General features: G+C 33.5%; 21 protein-coding genes. 1 reads left to right on the top strand and 20 read right to left on the bottom strand.

Going from position 1 to position 21,256, the window contains the following annotated elements; all coding sequences use genetic code 11:
- The 14 genes from BLV68_RS02490 to BLV68_RS02555 all read right to left on the bottom strand — a co-directional run bounded on the left by BLV68_RS02490 (position 1) and on the right by BLV68_RS02555 (position 14,723).
- Positions 1-729 carry a DUF881 domain-containing protein gene (locus BLV68_RS02490; protein ID WP_093750567.1) on the bottom strand — a complete coding sequence of 243 codons (729 nt, stop codon included), beginning with the start codon at positions 727-729 and terminating at the stop codon, positions 1-3.
- 10 nt (positions 730-739) lie between these two features.
- Entirely contained in the window at positions 740-1,495 is a 756-nt protein-coding gene (locus tag BLV68_RS02495) for a cell division protein FtsQ/DivIB (RefSeq protein WP_093750569.1), read from the bottom strand.
- A gap of 51 nt (positions 1,496-1,546) precedes the next feature.
- Positions 1,547-2,800 carry a UDP-N-acetylglucosamine 1-carboxyvinyltransferase gene (gene murA, locus BLV68_RS02500; RefSeq protein ID WP_093750571.1) on the bottom strand — a complete coding sequence of 418 codons (1,254 nt, stop codon included), beginning with the start codon at positions 2,798-2,800 and terminating at the stop codon, positions 1,547-1,549.
- A 75-nt stretch (positions 2,801-2,875) separates the two neighbouring features.
- The gene (murG, locus tag BLV68_RS02505) at positions 2,876-3,979 is read right to left on the bottom strand and encodes an undecaprenyldiphospho-muramoylpentapeptide beta-N-acetylglucosaminyltransferase (RefSeq protein WP_093750573.1); all 1,104 of its coding nucleotides are present in this window, start codon (positions 3,977-3,979) and stop codon (positions 2,876-2,878) included.
- Positions 3,980-3,983: 4 nt separating this feature from the next.
- Positions 3,984-5,099, bottom strand: a complete 1,116-nt coding sequence (gene ftsW / locus BLV68_RS02510) for a putative lipid II flippase FtsW (RefSeq protein ID WP_093750575.1) — start codon at positions 5,097-5,099, stop codon at positions 3,984-3,986.
- Position 5,100: 1 nt separating this feature from the next.
- Positions 5,101-6,462 carry a UDP-N-acetylmuramoyl-L-alanine--D-glutamate ligase gene (murD, locus tag BLV68_RS02515; protein WP_093750577.1) on the bottom strand — a complete coding sequence of 454 codons (1,362 nt, stop codon included), beginning with the start codon at positions 6,460-6,462 and terminating at the stop codon, positions 5,101-5,103.
- 23 nt (positions 6,463-6,485) lie between these two features.
- Positions 6,486-7,451: a phospho-N-acetylmuramoyl-pentapeptide-transferase gene (mraY, locus tag BLV68_RS02520; protein WP_093750579.1), complete on the bottom strand. Its 966-nt coding sequence runs from the start codon at positions 7,449-7,451 to the stop codon at positions 6,486-6,488.
- Positions 7,452-7,482: 31 nt separating this feature from the next.
- On the bottom strand, positions 7,483-8,946 hold the full coding sequence (locus tag BLV68_RS02525) for a UDP-N-acetylmuramoyl-L-alanyl-D-glutamate--2,6-diaminopimelate ligase (protein ID WP_093750581.1): 1,464 nt from the start codon (positions 8,944-8,946) through the stop codon (positions 7,483-7,485).
- A gap of 68 nt (positions 8,947-9,014) precedes the next feature.
- On the bottom strand, positions 9,015-11,180 hold the full coding sequence (locus BLV68_RS02530; RefSeq protein WP_234949823.1) for a penicillin-binding transpeptidase domain-containing protein: 2,166 nt from the start codon (positions 11,178-11,180) through the stop codon (positions 9,015-9,017).
- A 17-nt stretch (positions 11,181-11,197) separates the two neighbouring features.
- Positions 11,198-11,668 (bottom strand): FtsB/FtsL family cell division protein, encoded by a 471-nt coding sequence (locus BLV68_RS02535; protein ID WP_093750585.1) that lies wholly within the window; start codon positions 11,666-11,668, stop codon positions 11,198-11,200.
- A 27-nt stretch (positions 11,669-11,695) separates the two neighbouring features.
- Positions 11,696-12,628 carry a 16S rRNA (cytosine(1402)-N(4))-methyltransferase RsmH gene (gene rsmH / locus BLV68_RS02540; RefSeq protein WP_093750587.1) on the bottom strand — a complete coding sequence of 311 codons (933 nt, stop codon included), beginning with the start codon at positions 12,626-12,628 and terminating at the stop codon, positions 11,696-11,698.
- 18 nt (positions 12,629-12,646) lie between these two features.
- Positions 12,647-13,078, bottom strand: coding sequence for a division/cell wall cluster transcriptional repressor MraZ (gene mraZ / locus BLV68_RS02545; RefSeq protein ID WP_093750589.1), 432 nt, complete (start codon positions 13,076-13,078; stop codon positions 12,647-12,649).
- A gap of 227 nt (positions 13,079-13,305) precedes the next feature.
- A complete protein-coding gene (gene lgt, locus BLV68_RS02550) occupies positions 13,306-14,046 on the bottom strand; it encodes a prolipoprotein diacylglyceryl transferase (protein ID WP_093750591.1) in 741 nt (246 codons plus the stop codon).
- A 200-nt stretch (positions 14,047-14,246) separates the two neighbouring features.
- On the bottom strand, positions 14,247-14,723 hold the full coding sequence (locus BLV68_RS02555; RefSeq protein WP_159428592.1) for a YhcN/YlaJ family sporulation lipoprotein: 477 nt from the start codon (positions 14,721-14,723) through the stop codon (positions 14,247-14,249).
- Positions 14,724-14,910: 187 nt separating this feature from the next.
- Between BLV68_RS02555 and ychF the strand changes: the two genes are divergently transcribed.
- On the top strand, positions 14,911-16,002 hold the full coding sequence (gene ychF, locus BLV68_RS02560) for a redox-regulated ATPase YchF (protein ID WP_093750595.1): 1,092 nt from the start codon (positions 14,911-14,913) through the stop codon (positions 16,000-16,002).
- 113 nt (positions 16,003-16,115) lie between these two features.
- Here ychF and BLV68_RS02565 read toward each other — a convergent pair whose 3' ends face one another.
- The 6 genes from BLV68_RS02565 to pduL all read right to left on the bottom strand — a co-directional run bounded on the left by BLV68_RS02565 (position 16,116) and on the right by pduL (position 21,214).
- On the bottom strand, positions 16,116-17,033 hold the full coding sequence (locus BLV68_RS02565; RefSeq protein ID WP_093750597.1) for a DUF7916 family protein: 918 nt from the start codon (positions 17,031-17,033) through the stop codon (positions 16,116-16,118).
- A gap of 63 nt (positions 17,034-17,096) precedes the next feature.
- Positions 17,097-18,488: an N-acetylglucosamine-specific PTS transporter subunit IIBC gene (gene nagE, locus BLV68_RS02570; RefSeq protein ID WP_093750599.1), complete on the bottom strand. Its 1,392-nt coding sequence runs from the start codon at positions 18,486-18,488 to the stop codon at positions 17,097-17,099.
- 158 nt (positions 18,489-18,646) lie between these two features.
- Positions 18,647-19,432 (bottom strand): family 1 encapsulin nanocompartment shell protein, encoded by a 786-nt coding sequence (locus tag BLV68_RS02575; RefSeq protein WP_093750601.1) that lies wholly within the window; start codon positions 19,430-19,432, stop codon positions 18,647-18,649.
- A 14-nt stretch (positions 19,433-19,446) separates the two neighbouring features.
- Positions 19,447-19,803 carry an encapsulin-associated ferritin-like protein gene (locus tag BLV68_RS02580; RefSeq protein WP_093750603.1) on the bottom strand — a complete coding sequence of 119 codons (357 nt, stop codon included), beginning with the start codon at positions 19,801-19,803 and terminating at the stop codon, positions 19,447-19,449.
- Positions 19,804-19,974: 171 nt separating this feature from the next.
- Complete coding sequence (deoC, locus tag BLV68_RS02585; RefSeq protein ID WP_093750605.1) at positions 19,975-20,628, bottom strand: deoxyribose-phosphate aldolase; 654 nt, start codon at positions 20,626-20,628, stop codon at positions 19,975-19,977.
- Between the two features lie 10 nt (positions 20,629-20,638).
- Entirely contained in the window at positions 20,639-21,214 is a 576-nt protein-coding gene (gene pduL / locus BLV68_RS02590) for a phosphate propanoyltransferase (RefSeq protein WP_093750607.1), read from the bottom strand.
- Positions 21,215-21,256 lie beyond the last annotated feature (42 nt).

Here is a 21,256-nt window from a genome sequence, read left to right on the forward strand (position 1 = left end):
CTAATTAACCTCATCTTCTACCGGTTTGGAATACACGAACTCGATTAATTTTCTATACTTAGGAATCCTTACATTTTTTTCTTTGGATAAATGAACATTATAATCATAATATTTAAGGGTCCATACTATACCTCTCTTAATAGACAGTGCAGACTCCAAAGTATCAGGATCACCAATGGCCTTTATGACTATTGGAGAACTAATAGAAACTCCATTGACTTCAATATGGTTTCCTGCCCTCTCTACTTCAGTATAGGCAGTAAATCTTTGATCATTTATGGAAATGGCCTCAGCTTGGGCTGCATTTAAAACGCTTATGGTTTGAAGAATTAAGTCCAAATCATCAACTATACTATACTCTATTCCAAATTGTACATCTGCAGGCGGTTCTTGGATCTCCAATACTATACCCGGTCCTTCTAAATCTACGTAACCTGCTAAAATTCTGTACTTTTCCAAATCCTTATAAAGATTTTCAACATACACATTATTGTCCGCTTCGCCTTTTTCATACTGCTTAATCTTGTTTTCAGCTTCATTTAACGCTTTAATAGCTGCATCTCTTTCCTCCTGAACCTTTTTCAGGTCTAATGCTAACTGCTGAGCCCTTTGAACTGGCAAAACCCCTTCGCCAACGGTTTTATTAACGGTTTTAAATTGAATAGCTAATATAATACCTAATAATAAGGACACTATAGTAATTGCAAATTGTCCAGTTCTACTTTTCATAAATCTCCCCCTACCTATCGTCTGTAACTACTATCGGATTATCACCTTTATTGAACAATATATGTCTAGCATTTATACCCTTTTCTTCTATATCATTAATTATTTTATTAAGGAACCTTAATTTATATTTTACATTATCAAGTAAACCAAATGCAACTTTAACACCATTTTTTAATTCTATTACTACATTAGTTTTATCGGCAAAATCTACACGTTTCATTAACGATATAAGATTTAATGAGTTGCTATAGTTAAAAAAAACCACCATTTCTTCATCTGCTAATGTATGAAATAGATTATCTCCTTCGATTGGATTCTCTAATTTTATACCATCTATTCTAAGAAGATCAACTTCATCATTTTGCTCTTCTATTTTCAACACATATCCTTCATCATCTATATAAATATAAGAACCTATATAAGGAATTATGGCAATCTCTTTTCTTTCAACGATCTCTATAACTATTTTGTCTGGTAATTTTCTTTTAATGTTTGCTTCTTTGATATAAGATAATCTTTTTAAACTAGCTTCCCCATTTTTCTTGCTAATATTGAATATATTCTCACCTATATTGCACAAGGACGCTTTTATTACCTGGTCTTTCTTTAAATTTTTATTGCCAATTACTTCAATTCTTTTTATATTAAAAATATCCGTTTTAAATATAAAAAGATAAATGATGATTCCAATTAGAATGAGCATGAATAGCTTCAATATTCTTTTTCTTCTTTTCTTCTTTAGTTTTGACCTTCTATCCCTTTTCATTATAATCACCTATATGCTTGTCCAAAGCTATTATAGCAGCATAAGCTGCTGTTATTCAACCTTCTTAATATTGGCACCTAGCTTTTCCAATTCAATATGAAAATCTTCGTATCCTCTTTCAATATGGTACATATTTTCTACTTCAGTAACACCCTTAGCAGCTAAACCAGCCAGTATTAAACATGCTCCTCCCCTTAAATCCTTCGCAGTAGTTTTCGCACCAGTTAATTCCTTTACACCCTTTATAATAGCTACTTTCCCAAAAATTTTAATATTTGCACCCATTCTAATTAACTCCTCCGCATGTTTAAACCTATTTTCAAATACCGTTTCGGAAATAATACTCGTTCCATTTGCTATACTTAATAATGCCATCATTTGAGCTTGCATATCAGTGGGGAAACCAGGATAGGGCAATGTCTGAATCATCTCAATGGAGTTTATCCTTTTTGGACCTATTACCTTTAGAGAATTATTATCTGTGTATATCAAACAACCAGCTTCTCTTAATTTGGCTATTATAGCTTGCAAATGATCGATTATTATATTTTTAATCACTATTTCTCCTTCTGTTATAGCAGAAGCTATCATATAGGTTCCTGCTACTATTCTGTCCGGCATGGTATTATGAGTTACGTCTTTTAGTTCTTTCACTCCATCGATTATTATAACGCTAGTACCTGCTCCGCTAATCTTTGCACCAGCTTTATTCAAATAATCTTGTAAATCTACAATTTCAGGTTCTCTTGCAGCATTTCTAATAATGGTAGTACCTTTCGCTTTTACTGCCGCCAACATAATATTTTCTGTAGCTCCCACACTCGGATAATCAAGTTGAATTTCACAGCCCTTTAATTCTTTGGTCTTGCAATATATAAATCCATGGGATTCCACTATATCTGCTCCTAACTCCCTTAATGCTTTAAGATGCAAATCGATTGGCCTTGGTCCAATTTCACAGCCACCAGGATAACTGATAATCACTTCCCCGGTTCTAGACAACATAGCCCCCATAAGTATTATGGATGATCTCATTTCCCTTACTAGTTCTTCTGGTATTTTAACACTATTTAATGATTTAGAATCAACCCACATCATTCTATCTAGCCTTTTTACTTTACACCCAAGGGAGATCAGTATTTTTTCCATTACTTCTACATCTCTTAGTTTTGGAACGTTAAATATAGTACTTTCATTCCCTCCAATAACAGTAGCAGCTAAAATGGGTAAAACCGCATTTTTAGCACCTGTTACGCTTACCTCCCCAGTTAACCTGTTGCCTCCAATAACAACTATTTTCCCCATTATCGCACCTCCAAATATGACTATACAGACGTATATGACTATATTATGCATAATATTTGGAAGTGTGACATAATCTTATCCAATTAATCCCTCTATTATGTCAACTATTTTTTTAGTTGCATCAATTTTTCCTAAAGACCTGCTTCTATTGGCCATCTCCTTTAATCTTTTTTTGTCCTTTATAAGGTCCTCAATTGCCACATTAAGGTTCTCCCCCGTTAAATCTTTTTCAAGAATAACGTGGGAAGCCTTTTCTCTTTCAAAAGCCCTTGCATTATATTCCTGATGATTTTCAGCAGTATATCCCTTGGGGATTAATATACTTGCTATACCTATAGCAGAAATTTCCGCTAGAGTAATAGCCCCAGCACTTGTAATTACTAAATCTGCAATATTAAGTCCTTTAGGCATTTCATAAAAATATGGCATAATCCTTATATTATTTCCAATATTTAAATTGTCTTTTTTAACTCTATTTATAAAATCATGGTAAAATCTTTTTCCAGTAATATGGAGAATCTGTATATTATAATTAGATGTGTTTTTCTTTATCACATGGAACATGGCATCATTTAACTTTTTCTGACCTCCACTACCTCCAAAGGAAAGTATAAAAGGGATATCAGGATTTATATTTAATTCTATATACGCCTTTTTTTTATCGACCTTTAATATATTGTCTCTTATAGGGTTTCCAGTCACTATTACCTTTTCTGGATATTTAAAATACTTTTTCGATTCCTCAAAGGTGACTAATATCTTATTAACATATTTGGCCAAAATTTTATTAGTTATGCCAGGAAAGACATTCTGTTCATGGATAAGGGTTGGGATCCTTTTTTTAGCTGCCATATATACCACTGGCCCGCAAACATACCCTCCTGTTCCAACTACTACATCAGGCATAAATTCTTTTATAATCTTATTTGCATCCATAAGGCCCAGAAACAATTCTTTAGTTGCTTTTAGCGAGTTTAAACCAATCTTTCGTGGAAATCCCATAACCCGAATAGTTTTAAATGTAAAGCCCTCTCTTGGTACCAACTCACTTTCAAGGCCTTTCTCAGTCCCAACATATAGTATTTCTGCATTAGGGTCTCTATTCTTTATTTCCCAAGCAATTGCTAATGCTGGATATATATGTCCTCCAGTACCTCCTCCTGCTATTAGATATTTCATAATTTCAACTCCCATCCACTTTTACATGTCTTGATATATTAAGAAGAATACCTATTGCAGACATATAAAGTACTAATGAAGTACCTCCATAACTGATCAATGGTAAAGGAATACCAGTTGTTGGTATGGTTGAAGTGACTACTGCAATATGTATTAAAGTTTGAACGGTAATCAAAGAAACGATGCCTGTTGCAAGTAGACAGCCAAACAGGTCTTCAGTGTTTAGAGCTATTCTAATGCCCCTCCATATTATGATCATAAACAATAGTATAACAGTCAATGTACCCAAAAAACCTAATTCTTCTCCTATTATTGCAAATATAAAATCATTATAGGGCTCTGGTATATAGAAAAATTTCTGTCTGCTTTTTCCTAGCCCTAATCCAAATAATCCTCCAGAACCTAACGCATATAAGGACTGGACTGCCTGCCATCCTGAATCAGCTTTATCAGCAAAAGGATCTAAAAAGGCTACTATTCTCCTGATACGATATTCATTATCTCCAGTAAAAATTGCCAGTACAAGGCCTACAATAGCTCCAATAGCCATGAGGATTAAATGGCTGATTTTCATACCTGCAACAAAAAAAATACTCACTAAGGTTGCCCCTAAAGTTACAGTCGTTCCTAAATCCTTTTGGAGATATATGAGCCCACAAGATAATCCAATGATCATGATAGTAGGAATTGTAGTCTTTTTAAATTCCCTTATGGTATCCTTTCTTTTGGAAAGAAAAGCAGCTAGGAATATAATAGAACCTAATTTAATTATATCTGATGGCATGAAGGTAGCAAAACCCAAATTAATCCATCTTCTAGCTCCTTTTTTTACCACTCCTAACGGGGTAAAAATTAAAAGACCGCTTATTATCGAAAAAAGGTAAATTAACTTTGAAAGCCTATAAATAAATCTATAGTCAAAATTCATAAAAAATAGCATTCCTACAAAACCTACCAAAGCAGAAATAATCTGCTTTCGTAAAAAATAGTAGCCATCATTCATCCTTATGCCCTCAGGCCAAGATGAACTAAAAACCATGATTATTCCAATAAACACTAGAAGTAAGGTAGTCAACAATAAGATAAAGTCGCAGGCCTTCTTTTTTACCTTTTTTGCCATTTTATTCCTCCTTCAAACGGTAAACGGCTCTTTTAAAATCTTCTCCTCTCATTTCAAAGCTTGAATACATATCCCATGAAGCACATGCAGGCGATAACAACACATTATCTCCACTCTCTGATACCTCAAAACTTTTATTTACCGCTTCCTCCATATTATTTACTATATATATATTATTAAATCCTAATTTTAGAGCAGTATTCTTTATTTTTTCCTTGGTTTCTCCCAATAATATTAGAGTTTTAACCTTATCATTAAAAGCAAGTATGAAATCTTCAAAATCACTACCTTTGTCTTGACCGCCTGCAATTAATATGATGGGAGGTTTAATGGCTTCAATGGCTTTAGTGCTTGCATCGGGATTAGTTCCCTTTGAATCATTATAAAAATTTACACCTTTAATGGTGGTTACATATTCAATTCTATGCTCTACTCCTGGAAATTCAGATAATACTTCCTTCATAATATCTACATCCAATCCCATAATCCAACCGATAGCCACAGCCCCAAGAGCATTTTCTAAATTGTGTTTTCCTAGGATTTTTACATCTTCACTTTTGATAACTTTATGAGTTTTAACGCCATCATTTATAACGATGTAGTCATCCTGTGTATAAACTCCCTTAGTAAGAATATTGTCTACGCTAAACCAAATTAAATTGGATTTAACCTCCCCTTCCATCTTTCTCAATAATTGATCATCATAATTTAAAATGGTAAATTCATTTTTTCCTTGATTAATAAATACTTTTTTCTTAGCCTTTATGTAATTTTCCAGTGTATTATGCCAGTTTAAGTGATCAGGAGTAATATTAAGTATAAGGCTTACCTTAGGCTTAAAATCCATAGTATTTTCTAGTTGGAAACTGCTAGCTTCAATAACAAATATGTCCTCTTCATTGGAATTTACTAAATTCCATAATAGCCCAACACCAATATTTCCGACCACATGAGTAGTATAACCAGCTTTTTTGAAAAATTCTCCTACCAAGGTAGTGGTAGTAGTCTTTCCATTAGTTCCAGTAATTACAATTAGATTAGCGTTGGGATTTATTTTATAAGCTAATTCCAAATCTGTAACAACCTGAATATTCTTTTTATAAGCCTTTTTTAAAATATCAATATTTAAAGGAATTCCAGGGCTCTTTACGATTAAATCTATATCGTCTAGTGGTACATCATTAGTCCCAAGAAGTAAATCTATGTTCAAACCCTCTATTTGAGAAATATTTTCCTTTAACTCATCTTCTTTCCTTAAATCACTGACAGTTATTCTAGCTCCCAATTTATACAAAGCTTTAGCAGTTGAAATCCCACTTATTCCTAGACCTAATATTAGTATATTTTTGTCTTTAAATTCCATATATTTACACCTTACCTTCCAATTTAATGTAAACTTGCTACACCTATAAGACTCAATATAACTGTAGTAGTCCAGAACACAATTACAACTTTAGTCTCCTTCCACCCCTTTTGTTCAAAATGGTGATGTAAGGGACTCATTAAAAAGACTCTTTTACCAGTAAGCTTATAGGAAGTAACTTGAATGATTACCGATAATGCTTCAGCAAAGTATATTCCGCCAACAATGGGAATTAACAGGGGGAGATTTAACAATATGGCTACAGCAGATACAGCACCACCTAAAGCCATAGAACCAGTATCTCCCATAAATACTTTTGCTGGATGAGAATTGAATATTAGAAAACCTAAACAAGCTCCAGCTAGGGAAGCTGAAAAAATCGATATACTATCCATCCCCCAATTAAGAGCTATTAACCCAAAAAAGGATAGAACTATTAATGTAATCCCTGAAGCCAATCCATCTAATCCATCTGTTAAATTTACGCTATTTACAGTTCCCACTACTACAAAAGCTATAAAAGGCACATACAGTATTCCCAAATCTAAATATCTACTAGATAGAAAGGGGATAATTACCTTAGTCCCTAATACGGAAGTATTAGACTGGTAAACAGCCAACATTACTGCCAAAATCACTTGCCCCATCAACTTTTGATAGGGCTTTAATCCTAAAGACCTTTTATTCACTATTTTCATATAGTCATCAATAAACCCAATAAGTCCAAATCCAACTGTAGACATTAACAATACATACATATCATTATTTAATAGACCTGAACTCATTGTTGCTATTAACAAAGCAATTACAATCATTATTCCTCCCATGGTAGGAGTTCCGGTTTTTTTTAGATGGGTTTTTGGTCCGTCCTCCCGTACATTTTGACCAATATTTAGCTTTTTTAATATGGGAATTACAATGGGCCCTAATATAAGGGTTATTACAAAAGAAATAATTACTGCCCTGATAATATCTATATATTCAACCATTCTTATTTTCTCCTCTCTGGTACATGCTGCTTTATTTCTCTAAAGTATTTAATATATCATAAACTATCTCCTTTTCATCGAAAGGTATTACCTTATCTTTAATTATAGTATAGGTTTCATGTCCCTTTCCTGCCAATAAAATTATATCCTTAGGTTGTGCATTTCTTAATGCATATTCTATAGCTTCTCTCCTATCAGTAATAGCTACATAATTACCATTTACCCTTTTTACTCCGATTAAGATATCCTCTATAATCTTATCTGGGTCCTCAAATCGTGGATTATCTGAAGTAACAATGCATAAATCTGCGTGTTTTGCTACCGTCTCCCCCATAATTGGTCTTTTAGATCTATCCCTGTTACCGCCAGCTCCAAATACAACCACTTTCTTACCTTCTGCAAACTGGTCTATGGTGGTCAATACTTTTTCCAATCCATCAGGAGTGTGGGCAAAGTCTATAATAACGTTAAAATCTTTATCAATTGGTACAGCCTCAAATCTTCCCTTAATTCCATATAGGGCCTCAATTCCTTTCTTAATGGTGGATAGGTCTAAACCATATTGAAAGGCACATGAAGCTGCTGCCAATGCATTATAGACGTTAAATTTCCCTAATAATTTCATATTAACAGGTATAGAACCCTTCGGAGTATTTAATATAAAGTCGACTCCTTTACCGTGACAACGGATTTCATTTGCATAGATATCCCATTTTTCATCTAAACCATATGTAATAATAGGTATGGAATTCTTTATGTCATCTAATAATCTTCTGCCATATTTATCGTCTCCATTTATTATATTAAATCTATTAGTCTTATAAAACAATTTAAGCTTGCTGTGATAATAATTCTCCATATTTTGATGGTAATCTAAATGATCTTCAGTAAGATTTGTAAATATTCCTACCTGAAAATCTATACATTCCACTCTATTTAAATCTAAAGAATGGGAAGAAACTTCCATCATACAGTATTCAGTTTTTGAATCCACCATTGCCTTTAAATGTTCCTGAATTGTCAAAGCATCTGGAGTTGTATTTGCAATTTTTATAAGCTTTCCATCTATTAAGGCTCCTAATGTTCCTATTATCCCCGCTTTATTGTTATTTACACTAAATATGCTATTTAACAAATAAGTAGTGGTAGTCTTACCATTAGTGCCTGTAACACCTATTATTTTTATTTTTTTTGATGGCTCTTCATAATACTTTGCTGCATATTGTGCTAAAGCATCAGTTGTACTAGGTACCTTAATTACAGTAATATTGCATTCAACAATGGGAACATCTTTCTCAACAACAATACAATTTGCTCCCTTTTCAATTGCTTCTCCAATATAATTATGTCCATCTACAGTAAATCCATTAATTGCAATAAACATATTTCCTTTAGTCACTTTTCGAGAATCATGTTCTATTCCTGAAATATCCATCCCTAAATTGCCCTTTAATACTTCATATTTACTGTTTTTGATAATATCTATTAATTTCAAATCCATCCCGCCTTCGTCTATTAATATAATGAATTAAAAGGCAACCTAATAGTCGCCCTTTAATAATATTACTCCTTAACACTCGAAAATTCAACTTTAATATTATAATTAATATCTATATCCGTACCAGGTGAAGGATCTTGCTTTATTGCTTTGCCATCCCCTTTAAGCTCGTATTTCAACCCTAATTGGTTCAAAATATTTATTATTTCTTCCCTTGATTTTCCAATAAGATCTGGCATATTGATTCTATTGTCATTTTTCTCCTCTTCCATTAAGTATAGATCTATTATAGAGCCCTTTGTAACTTCTGTTCCTGGCTTAGGAAATTGGTCAATTACCATAGAATTTTCAATAATATTAAAAGATTCAGTAGTATATTTAAACCCTAATTCTGACAATATCTTTGCTGCCTCCTCCAATTTCATATTTATCACATCTGGAACCACTACAGTGTATTCAAACTGTTCTTTTTCTTCTTCAGTATACTCCGGTTTCACCTCTAGATATGATAATGTCTCCTCAATCACTTTACCAGCTATCGGAGCAGCAACGCTTCCTCCGTAGTAGATACCTTCAGGCTCGTCTACAATAGCTAAAACTACTATCTTTGGATCTGTAACTGGTGCAACTGCTACAAAAGAACCTATGTATTTTCCTTGAGCATACCTACCATCAATAATCTTCTGTGCAGTACCAGTTTTTCCACCAACTTTATAACCTGGAACATAAGCATTTGATCCAGTTCCTTCTGTCACTACACTTCCCATCATTGCCAGCATAGTTTCCGAGGTGGTTTTGGATATTACTCGTCTAATCACCTCAGGTTTATTTTCAATTACCACATTTCCATCATTATCGATCAATTGGGATACAAGTCTTGGTTTCATAAGGTTTCCACCATTTACGATGGCAGAAACCGCATTGATTAATTGAATGGGAGTAACCGCTATTCCATGGCCATAAGACAACGTAGCTAGATTGATCTCCCTTATTACATCCGTACTAATAGGAATTATGCCACTTTGCTCTCCCGGTAAATCTATTCCAGTCTTTTCACCAAATCCAAAGGCTTTGATATATTTATAAAATTTATCTTTGCCTAATCTTCTAGCTAAATCGACAAAAACTACGTTACAGGAGTTATTCATACCTTCTTTTAAGGTTTGAGCACCATGCGGATTATACCATCGAGCACATTTTAATATTCCACCTGGAATATCCCTTATAAACCCGTTACAATAAAAATTGCTATTTATTTGGGCTACATTTTCTTCAATGGCAGCGGCTGCTGTAATTAGTTTAAAAGTAGAACCAGGCTCATAAGAATCATTAATTGCAAAATTACGCCACATATCATACCATCTACTCATCAATTCATCTTGAGGTAAATCCTTCCATTGCTTCTTTAATTCTTCATCTAAGGGCTCTCTAGGATTATTAGGGTTATACTGTGGCAAAGTAGCCATTGCTAAAATATCCCCTGTATTAGGCTCCATGACAATAATGGAAACATTTTTGGCTTTAGTGGTCATTAAAGACTCTTGTGCTGCCTTTTCTGCAAAATGTTGAATAGTCTCATCAATGGTTAAAACCACATTTAGTCCATCCTCAGCATCATAAACCTTTTCTCCACCATAGGGCATTTGCCTTCCTCTAGCATCTTCTATTTTTACCCATCTGCCAGGAGTACCTGTAAGATATTTGTCATACATCCGTTCAATGCCATATAGGCCATAATTATCTATATCGGTAAATCCAAGAATATAGCTTGCAAAATCTTCATAAGGATAATACCTTTTATTATCATCTACAATCTCAATACCTTGCAATTTTAAATTTCTTAATTCCTTTGCCTCTTCATTACTTATCCATTGCTTTATCTTTTCTACACTCGTTTTCTTAGTGATTTTCTCATAAACTAATTCCTCATCCATATTTAATACTTCAGCAACTAATTTCACAGTAGTGTCGGGGTCTTTTATATCAGCAGGACTAGCCCAAACGGTATAAGAACTGACAGAAATAGCAAGTTTTTTCCCATTCCTATCGAATATAGTGCCTCTCTTGGATTTAATTTCTATTCCCTTTGTCCATTGTTCTAAAGCGCCTTTTTTCAATTCTTCTCCTCTTGCAATTTGTATGTATCCTAATCTAATGATTAAAGCAAAAGCAGCAATTGAAATCACTATTAGTACAAATATTAGTCTCTTTTTATTAGTGTTAGTAGGCACTGCCAAATTGAACCCTCCTAGAATATATTTAACACCAAGTTTACTATGTTTTTAAATTCTCCTATTAAAGAAAGCTTACCTTTATCTTCTTTTTCATCCATAAAATCCTCATTTTCAAAATCCACATAAACTATTTGGTCCTGAGTTGGATAATCCATACCTAACAAAAATATAGCATTTTCTTCAATTCTAGAAGAGCTTTTTATTCCTTCCAATTCTGCCATTAAAATTTCCTTTTCCTGTTCCAATTGTATTTTATATCTCTCCAACTCTGTAATTTCATTTCTTATCTTAGTAATATTAGCATATCTATAAAGTATAAATAAAGCCAGGATCAAATAAAACATTGCTATGCTAATAATTACCAACTTATTTCTAGCATGGTTTTTTTTGGTAACTTTAGCTTTCCTCTTCCTCTTACTATTAGGCTGTCTATAAAAATCAATTTCTTCTGGATAATAAGCATAATCTTTCTTAGCTACTAACAATTTATTCTGACCCCCTTTACTTTAGAACTAAACCCGTTCAGCTATTCGCAATTTTGAACTTCTAGATCTTGGATTTCTTTTTATTTCATCCAGTTTTGGAACGATTGGCTTCCTAGTTATTATCTTTATTTCCTTTTTCTTATTACAAGTACATATGGGCATTCCTGGCGGACAGATACAGTCTCTACTTAATTCTTTAAATTCCTCCTTTACAATTCTATCCTCTAAAGAATGGAAAGTTATAATACATAGTCTTCCGCCTTTGTTAAGCAATCTACACATATCAGTTACACTTTGTCTTAAAACATCTAACTCCTGATTTACTTCTATTCTGATTGCTTGAAAAGTCTTTTTGGCAGGATGATGCCCTTTCATTCTTGCTTTTTTAGGTATAGCTTTTTTAATAATATCTACTAGCTCTAAAGTGGTATCTATAGACTTTAACTTTCTTTCCATAACTATGAACTCTGCTATTCGTTTGGCCCAACGTTCTTCTCCGTAGTCCCATATTATTCTTTCTAAATCATTCTGAGAATATTTGTTAACTACATCCCAAGCAGTGAAATCTTTACTAATATCCATTCTCATATCAAGAGGTGCATCTTTGTTATAAGAAAACCCCCTTTCCTCCCGGTCTAACTGATAAGAAGAAACACCTATATCTAATAAAATACCATCTACTCTTTCTATTCCTAAATCGAGAAGTATACTTCTAATGTTCACATAGTTATCGTGAACTAAAATGGTTTTATCATCATAATCCTTTAACACTTCCCTTGCCTTGTTAATAGCATATATGTCCTGATCAATTCCTATAATTTTCCCTGTAGTCAATCTTTTGACTATTTCTAAAGAGTGCCCAGCCCCTCCTATTGTTCCATCTACATAAATCCCATCTTCCTTTATTTTCAAGCCTTCTATTACTTCTCCCAATAAAACAGGTACATGCTTAAATTCCAAAACTTTCACTCCTCATTATTAAATCCCTAAATCTGCCATTTTCTCAGCTATACTATCATAACTTAAACTATCATCTTCGTTATATAAAATCCATTCTTCTTTACTCCATATCTCGATTCTTGCAGCAACACCTATTATAATGGCTTCCTTATCCAGTCGTGCATGTTCTCTGAGATTACTGGGTATAAGTACTCTTCCTTGTTTATCCAGTATACATTCGGTAGCTCCTGCAAAGAAAAATCTAACGAAAGCTCTCGCATCTCTATTGGTAAGGGGTAAGGACCTTAATTTACTTTCAAGTATCTGCCATTCTTCCATTGGGTAGACAAAAAGACAATTATCAAGACCCTTGGTCATAATGAAATTAGGACCAAGGCCTTCTCTAAACTTAGAAGGCATTATTAGTCTGCCTTTATTATCAATAGTATGTTGATATTCTCCAATGAACATACCATTCACCCTTTGCTACCCTTTTATATCCTTATACCCCACTTCACACCACTTTCCACCACTTACTTATTAATTCTATACCATTTTATTAATTCCTGCCACAATTTTAATTTTTTTTTCAAATATTTATAGTTCTTAAGTACTATTTTTTAACCAAAAAAGACTAATTTCGTCATAATTCGATAGTCGTTCTGGGTAAATTAACATAAAAAAATAGAGGTTTCCCTCTATTTTTGCAAGTTATTGCTTTGTCTTCTCTTTTTGAAATAATAAATGGAAACAATTATTGCTAATATACTAATCAATTGTGCCACTCTAATAGATCCTAGCATTAAACTGTCAATTCTTAAACCTTCCACAAAAAATCTGATAACAGAATATAAGGCTAAATATAATAAGAAAACCTCTCCTGAAACTTTAGGTTTGTCCCGTCTATACCATAATAGAAATAAAAATATAATAAAATTACATAAGGATTCATATAAAAAAGTAGGATGAACTTTAACTCCGTCTATAACTATTCCCCAGGGTAAGTCGGTAGGCCTTCCATAAGCTTCTTGATTGATGTAGTTCCCCCAACGCCCAATGGCCTGACCTAAGATCAGACTTGGAGCACAAGCATCTGCAACTTTCCAAAAATCTATCTTTTTCTTTCTAGTAAAAATAATAGCAACTATAATAGCAGCTATCAATGCACCATGTATAGCTAAACCTCCGCCTCGAAAATTAAATATTTCTAACAAATCGTCTTTATAATAGTTCCAATTAAATATAACATAATGCAGTCTCGCCCCAATTAGAGCTATTGGAATTGCATAGAGCAAGAGATCTATCATAGTATCTTCATCAATTCCCTGCCTTTTAGCTTCTTTGATGGCTAAGATAGCGCCTATAACTACTCCTATAGATATTAGTACACCATACCACATTACTTCTATACCAAATATCTTAAATGCAACAGGATTCATCATCAACCACCTTCCTTATATTACTCAATATAGTTAGTATAGCATAAAACTTGCATTATACCTAGAATCTCATAATTTGAATAACTATTTATATTAAAGTTTTTATCAATAAATATATTGTATCTAAATACTGGTCCTTCGTCACATTATTTTTAATTCAAAATGTAAAAACCCAGCTTTAAGCTGGGACCTATCCACACCTACTTTATTTTTTCTATAATCTTATTTATCTCCTTTACATGTTTATCATAAGAATCTCCATTCATAAGAGATAATATGATGTCTTCTATTTTGTCAAATATCTTTTTGCTAGCAGTTATTAAAACCTGTCTAATTTGTGGATCCTTTTCCAAAACCGTATCGGTGATCATTTTTTCTATCTCATCCGTTAATGTATTGCCTTCAGCCATCTCTAACCCAATAGCGACTACATCGTTAAATATAATAGAGGTTGCATTATCTATTCCGTATAAATTAACTACCATATCGGAAATGTTCTCAGAACGAATTAAAATTTCATTGTCCTTCCCACTCACATTTAAACTTTTTTCATCAACATTTAACTCTTCCTCTGCAATTTTATTTTCATTCTTTACTTCACTACATCCAACTGTAAAAGTGATTATAATAAGAAACATAGTCAATATTTTAAAAAAGAACAAATCCTTCTCCTTCATAGAAAACCTCCTATAAATATTAATTTGTAATCCATTATTCTTTTTTAATTTTTGTATTATAATTATTATTAGCATTCACAAAAATTTTATTTAATATCATTCAAATTTCTACTTATTGAATCTTATAGTTTTATAATATATAATATTTTTTGTGTAAATTTAAGGTGTTTTGAAAGGAAGATCGATAATGAAATTAGGAATAGTCGGACTACCCAATGTTGGAAAGAGCACTCTATTTAACGCATTAACTGCTGCAAAAGCAGAGGCAGAGAATTATCCATTTTGTACTATAGAGCCAAATGTAGGAATAGTGCCTGTTCCAGATGAAAGATTGGATTTGTTAGCAAGACTTATTAACCCAGAAAAAATAACTCCTGCTACCATTGAATTCTATGACATAGCCGGTCTGGTAAGGGGGGCAAGTAAAGGAGAAGGATTAGGAAACAAATTCTTATCCCATATCAGGGAAGTAGAATCCCTAATTCATGTAGTTAGGTGTTTTGAAGATGATAATATTACTCACGTAGAAGGGAAAATAGACCCTATTCATGATATTGAAATTATCAATTTAGAGCTAATGTTATCGGATTTAGAAATTATAGACAATAGGCTGCAGAAGGTAGAAAAATTGGCAAAAGGAAATAAAGCATATAGTAAGGAATTTGAATTATTAAACAGATTAAAGAAAGCCATTGAAGAAGGCAAGCCTTTAAGAAGTTTAAATTTGGAATATGATGAAATAAATATAATTAAAAACTATGGGTTACTATCTTTAAAACCTGTACTATATGCTTGTAATATTGGAGAAGAAGATCTATTAGATGTAGGAAAAAACAAGTATGTTGATCTAGTAGAAGAATATGCAAAGAAGGAAGAATCCCAGGTAGTCGTTTTCTCAGCAAAAATAGAAGCCGAAATATCCCAATTGAGTAAAGAAGAAAAAGAAATTTTCTTATCTGAATTAGGTTTAAAGGAATCTGGATTAGATAGATTAGTAAAAGCCAGCTACGATCTTCTAGGGCTTATGAGCTTCCTAACAGCTGGACCTAAAGAAGTAAGAGCCTGGACAATTAAAAAAGGCACTAAAGCACCACAAGCAGCTGGAAAAATACACAGCGATATGGAAAAAGGTTTTATTAGAGCAGAAGTCATAAATTACAAAGACCTTCTTGAATGTGGTGGAATGGCCAAAGCTAAAGAGAAGGGACTTGTTAGACTAGAAGGAAAAGATTATATTATACAAGATGGCGATGTAGTCTTATTTAGGTTTAATGTATAAAATTCTATTCTACCATTCTTAAATTAAAACAATGGGGACATAAACTTCTGTTAAATAAGCTTGCGTCCCCACTTTTATTTACTAAAACCCTTTATATTTATAATCTTCAATGGTTATCTATTAACTGATCTTGCCATTCTTCGATAGGTATGCCTCTTTCCTCTAACTGCAATAGAGTATATCATTATATTTTCAGGTGTAGCCATTCCCGGTGACATTCCCGCATCCCCTAAATGATGAATATCTGTACCTGCCATTTTGTTGTATATGGCAATATTCCTAATGGTCCACTCATCAGCCCCTTCTTGGGAAGTACCTATGGAAGTTATAGTTAATTTATTATGGGAATGACAAAAATCAATTAAGTCCCTTGCATATTCTAAAGTAATTCCAGGTACGGTACCTGGTGCTGGAATCAATATTATATCGCTGCCTGCATCGATAAATCTCTTTACTAGGTCCTTAGTTATTATGTTAGCACCTGCTTCTTGCATGCTTCCTGCTCCATGCATTTTCCCTGCTGCTATTATCAATTCATCTCCAACTGCTCTTTTAATCTCACTAATAGATTGAATTATCTTTTCATTGCTAACCCCAGTCTTTGGATTTCCAGTTAAAAGTACCATATCTATCCCTTGTTCCACTAGTTTAATTGCATTTTCAACTGTAGCCAGCCTTCCCTTTGGCAAAGTACTCCTGTCGTGAACCAATAGAGCTTGGTCTACAGGCTCCAAATTTGCCCCTATTATCCTTCCAGTATATTCTCTGATCTTTTCTACCACAGAAGGACCCTTGACAGGAATACCTTCTACCTTTGGATTATCTACATCATAAAAGTTTAATAGTAGAATATCTGCACCAAAAGCAGCAGCTAACTCCATATTGCTTATGTCTCCTAAAATAGGTGGAAAAGTACAAACTATTTCTGACATGATAGTTCTACCTTCGCCATTTTTGATACTCAAAAGCTTCTCACTTTTGCTCATCTTTTTAATATCAGAAAAATCTAAATCTAGTATCCTTTTAACCATGATCTACCTCCTACATGTCATAAAGAATATGGTGACTAAAAAGTCACCATATTCTTTATGGATTTAGTTTTGCTGTTTAAGCTTCCTAATATTTTTATTGATTTCATCTGCAATTATTTCTGCTTTAGTACCTATTATAACCTGTACATTCTTAGTAGAGGCTTTCAGCAAGCTAGTTGCACCAATCTTTTTCAATTCTCCTTCATCAATCAATGAACTGTCATTAACGGTAAGTCTAAGTCTCGTAATGCAAGATCCTACTTCTACTAAATTATCTACACCACCTAAAGCATCTATATAAGCCATTGCTACGTCGCTTATTCCTCTATCAGCAATTAATTCAGCTAACCCACCGCTTTCTTCATCTACCCTACCAGGAGTAGGTAAATCCAATTTTTTAATAGCATAACTAAATATAAAATAATAGATTATTCCAAATACAAGCCCTACTGGTATCAATAACCAGCCATTAGTAGCCAATCTCATATATAGAAAATAATCTATTGCTCCAGCTGAAAAGCTAAAACCATGTTTAATATTTAATAAATAAGATACAGCTAGAGCTAAGCCTGTAAGTAATGCATGAATGAAATAAAGAGAAGGAGCTAAAAACATGAATAAGAACTCGATGGGCTCAGTTATTCCTGTCAAAAAAGAGGTAAAACTTACAGAAAATAAAGCACCGCTAACATTCTTTCTGTTTTCAGGTTTTGCTGTTTTATACATTGCTAAAGCAGCGCCAATTAATCCAAACATCATTATTGGATAAAAACCCGCCATAAAGATCCCAGCAGTTGGATCTCCAGCTAAAAATCTACCATAATCCCCAGTTCTTCCTCCATATTCACCAAAAATAAACCAAACTATATTATTAATAACATGGTGTAATCCAAAAGGTATTAATAGCCTATTTAAGAATCCAAAAGCAAATACCCCAATTGCTCCAGCACCTATCATCCAATTAGCTGCTGCATCTATTCCATTTTGAATAGGTGGCCATATAAATCCAAATAATACCGCCAATATAATAGATGCAAAACCAGTAACAATAGGAACAAATCTTCTTCCTCCAAAAAAGCCAAGCCAATCTGGAAGCTTAACATCGTGGTATTTATTATATAAGTTTCCAGCGACAATACCTGCGATAATTCCTCCAAGTACACCCATATTAATGCTATCATTGATAACAGTAGTACCCGTACTGAGGATAAAATATCCTACAGCACCAGCTAGACCTGCTGCTCCAGCATTATCAAAAGCAAGTCCAACAGCTACACCAATAGCAAATATCAAAGGAAGATTACCAAAAATTGAATCCCCTGCTGCAGAAATAAATGGAATATTTAAAACATCGTCTTGCCCGAGCCTTAATAGTATACCAGCTATAGGCAATACAGCTACGGGTAACATTAAAGCTTTACCTAATTTCTGTAATTTCCCAAAAAATCTTTTCACCAATAATACCCCCTTCTGAATTCAATAATATTAAATATTAAAAAATAGAACGTATTAGATTATGAAACAACCTCTCCCCCCTTTCTATCTATTATAAAAGGCATAAACCACAATAATAATGACATTATTACAGGTTCATGCCTTAATTCTTGCATTTATTATAATTTGTAATTCACGATTAAGCTTGGATCCAATATTCTAAATGTGAAGGATTCGGTAATGAAAAATCTCACTTTCTTAGTATCATGTCCCTGATAACCAATAGATAGGTCTTGCCCAATAGTTAACTCTAAATCTTCATGATTGAATGGTACCAATATTGCTCCATCGATAACATGGCTATATACTATCTTATGCCCAATTAATTCCTCTATTCGTTTATCAAAAGGATAGCTGGTTTCACTAGATAAAATCCTCTTATAGGCTTCTTCACCTACAACTAAGGAGAAAGGTCCTTCTTGATATGCCTCTTTTAGCATTATTAAACCTTTTGAAATGGACTCCATTATATCTTTTGAGTTTTTGCCAAAATCTAACGCTTTCCAAGTTGAAGATTCAACTACTCCCTTAATATGGGCATTTTCTAATCCATTATAAATCGCATTTTCTTCAAATAAAGCTATCCTCCTTCCAGCTTCTTCTAAAGACCCATAATCTACATCTTTTGCTCCTCTAACAATATTATCTAATTCCCACCTATCCATTTCAAATTCAACTCTTACCTCTGTTAATGGAAGTACTTGATAGTTAGCATAGCACAAATCTCCATCTTCTTTGATTTCTCCTAGCCTTCCTTCAGTTATTACATTATAATTCCATCCTTTAGGTCCTTCTACTCTAAACACCTTTCTAGCGGAAAGATAAGTTTTAAATACTTCCATCAGTCTCTCTTCTATTTCCTTCCATGAATCATTAGTTATTGGCGCTTTATCTCTATGTAGCATTTTAATTCACCCCTCTATTTTAAATCTCCTACATTTAATCCAGCATCTTTACCCGCTTCTTCTTGTAAATCCTCACCCATTATCTTTTCTTCAATTTCAGTAATAGGCCCTTCAGTGAATAAATAGGTTCTCAGTTCCCTATCCCATACAGGCATATTACGCCTTAGCCATTCTAAAGTCATGCAAACGTGTTCAATTTCCTCATCCCTATTATGGGCCATTATGGCTTTTAATTCTTCATCCTTAGAGGCCACCACCCTCTGGTTATACCAATCTACAGCTTCAACTTCTTCCTTTAAACTATTTAAAGCCCTTACAATATCCTTGGCTTTCTCATCTAATAATTCCACAGGTTCATGATATTGACTCATAAAATATTCCCTCCTTATGCTCATGCTAAGTTAATGTTACCCAAAACTGTTAATTTTAATCATAGTATTAATAAAAAATTAACATTTACCAATGTTGATGGATTAAATTTAACAAACCCTTAAGGTAAATTTTTGAATCTATTACCTTAAGGGAATGCAATACAACAATTGCTATTTTATCCCCTTAACTATATCAACAGAAGCACTGGCACCAATTCTTGTAGCACCTGCTTCTACCATAGCTAAGGCTGTTTCATAATCCCTTATTCCTCCTGAAGCTTTAATTCCTAATTTTCCCCCAACTATCAACTTCATAAGCTTTATGTCTTCTACAGTTGCACCACCACTGCTAAATCCTGTTGAAGTTTTAACAAAATCTGCTCCAGCCTCCATAGAGAGTTGGCAAGCCTTAACCTTCTCCTCTTGGCTTAATAAACAAGTCTCAATTATTACCTTCACAATTGCCTTCCCTCTTGCTGCATCTACTACTGCCTTTATATCATTTTCCACTAAAAAATAATCGCCATTTTTTAAAGCACCAATATTTATAACCATATCTATCTCATCTGCACCATCCTCAATAGCCTTTTCTGTTTCGCAAGCTTTTACTTCCTTCACGTTAGCCCCTAATGGAAATCCAACAACAGTTGCAATTTTAACCTTTGATCCCCTTAGTACTTCCTTTGCTAAAGCTACATAATATGGATTCACACAAACTGAGTAAAAGCCATATTCCTTAGCTTCGTTACAAAGTTTGATAACCATTTCCTCTGTAGCATCAGGCTTTAATAGAGTATGGTCGATCATAGAAGCTATGTCTTTCATAGAATCACCTCTATTCTTTTATCAATTCCACTAAATCCCCATTTTTAACTCCAGCTGCATTACCTTCTTCAATATCAACATGCATCTCTAATGCATAATCACCCTTTACTCTCACTAATACATTTTCAAAAATTACAGATCTAATTCCTTTTGTTTTAACTTTAACAATATCTCCATCTTTTACATTAAACCTTTCTCCATCAGATGTATGCATATGAATATGTCTTGCTGCTACTATTACTCCCTTGTCTAAATCCACCTCATCTTTTGGACCTATAACCTTAACCCCAGGAGTTCCTTCTATATCCCCAGAATTTCTAATTACTGGATCTACTCCAAGTTTAAAAGCGTCAGAAATAGAAACTTCTATTTGAGTATCCCCTCTTACAGGCCCTAAAACTCTAACTCCTTTAATAACTCCTTTAGGCCCCTGAATATCTACTTTCTCCTCGCAAGCAAACTGTCCTGGTTGTGATAAATCTTTAGTTTTGGTCAACTCATATCCTTCTCCGAATAGAGTATCTAGATCCTTTTTACTTAAGTGAATATGTCTATTAGACAATGCAATTGGTAATTTTAAGTCCATTATAAATCCTCCTTTAATTATCTTGTCTTCTCCACTAATTAT

This window comes from Tepidimicrobium xylanilyticum, assembly GCF_900106765.1.
Classification (GTDB): domain Bacteria; phylum Bacillota; class Clostridia; order Tissierellales; family Tepidimicrobiaceae; genus Tepidimicrobium; species Tepidimicrobium xylanilyticum.

What these genes read in the sequence shown, in the direction of transcription:
- lgt (WP_093750591.1), bottom strand. Translation starts at nt 14,046, where the DNA reads ATGAATCCTGTTGCATTTAAGATATTTGGTATAGAAGTAATGTGGTAT.
- mraY (WP_093750579.1), bottom strand. Translation starts at nt 7,451, where the DNA reads ATGGTTGAATATATAGATATTATCAGGGCAGTAATTATTTCTTTTGTA.
- ftsW (WP_093750575.1), bottom strand. Translation starts at nt 5,099, where the DNA reads ATGGCAAAAAAGGTAAAAAAGAAGGCCTGCGACTTTATCTTATTGTTG.
- mraZ (WP_093750589.1), bottom strand. Translation starts at nt 13,078, where the DNA reads ATGTTCATTGGAGAATATCAACATACTATTGATAATAAAGGCAGACTA.
- murD (WP_093750577.1), bottom strand. Translation starts at nt 6,462, where the DNA reads ATGGAATTTAAAGACAAAAATATACTAATATTAGGTCTAGGAATAAGT.
- BLV68_RS02580 (WP_093750603.1), bottom strand. Translation starts at nt 19,803, where the DNA reads ATGAGTCAATATCATGAACCTGTGGAATTATTAGATGAGAAAGCCAAG.
- murG (WP_093750573.1), bottom strand. Translation starts at nt 3,979, where the DNA reads ATGAAATATCTAATAGCAGGAGGAGGTACTGGAGGACATATATATCCA.
- murA (WP_093750571.1), bottom strand. Translation starts at nt 2,800, where the DNA reads ATGGGGAAAATAGTTGTTATTGGAGGCAACAGGTTAACTGGGGAGGTA.
- ychF (WP_093750595.1), top strand. Translation starts at nt 14,911, where the DNA reads ATGAAATTAGGAATAGTCGGACTACCCAATGTTGGAAAGAGCACTCTA.
- deoC (WP_093750605.1), bottom strand. Translation starts at nt 20,628, where the DNA reads ATGAAAGACATAGCTTCTATGATCGACCATACTCTATTAAAGCCTGAT.
- BLV68_RS02490 (WP_093750567.1), bottom strand. Translation starts at nt 729, where the DNA reads ATGAAAAGTAGAACTGGACAATTTGCAATTACTATAGTGTCCTTATTA.
- BLV68_RS02495 (WP_093750569.1), bottom strand. Translation starts at nt 1,495, where the DNA reads ATGAAAAGGGATAGAAGGTCAAAACTAAAGAAGAAAAGAAGAAAAAGA.
- BLV68_RS02555 (WP_159428592.1), bottom strand. Translation starts at nt 14,723, where the DNA reads ATGAAGGAGAAGGATTTGTTCTTTTTTAAAATATTGACTATGTTTCTT.
- BLV68_RS02565 (WP_093750597.1), bottom strand. Translation starts at nt 17,033, where the DNA reads ATGGTTAAAAGGATACTAGATTTAGATTTTTCTGATATTAAAAAGATG.
- pduL (WP_093750607.1), bottom strand. Translation starts at nt 21,214, where the DNA reads ATGGACTTAAAATTACCAATTGCATTGTCTAATAGACATATTCACTTA.
- BLV68_RS02575 (WP_093750601.1), bottom strand. Translation starts at nt 19,432, where the DNA reads ATGCTACATAGAGATAAAGCGCCAATAACTAATGATTCATGGAAGGAA.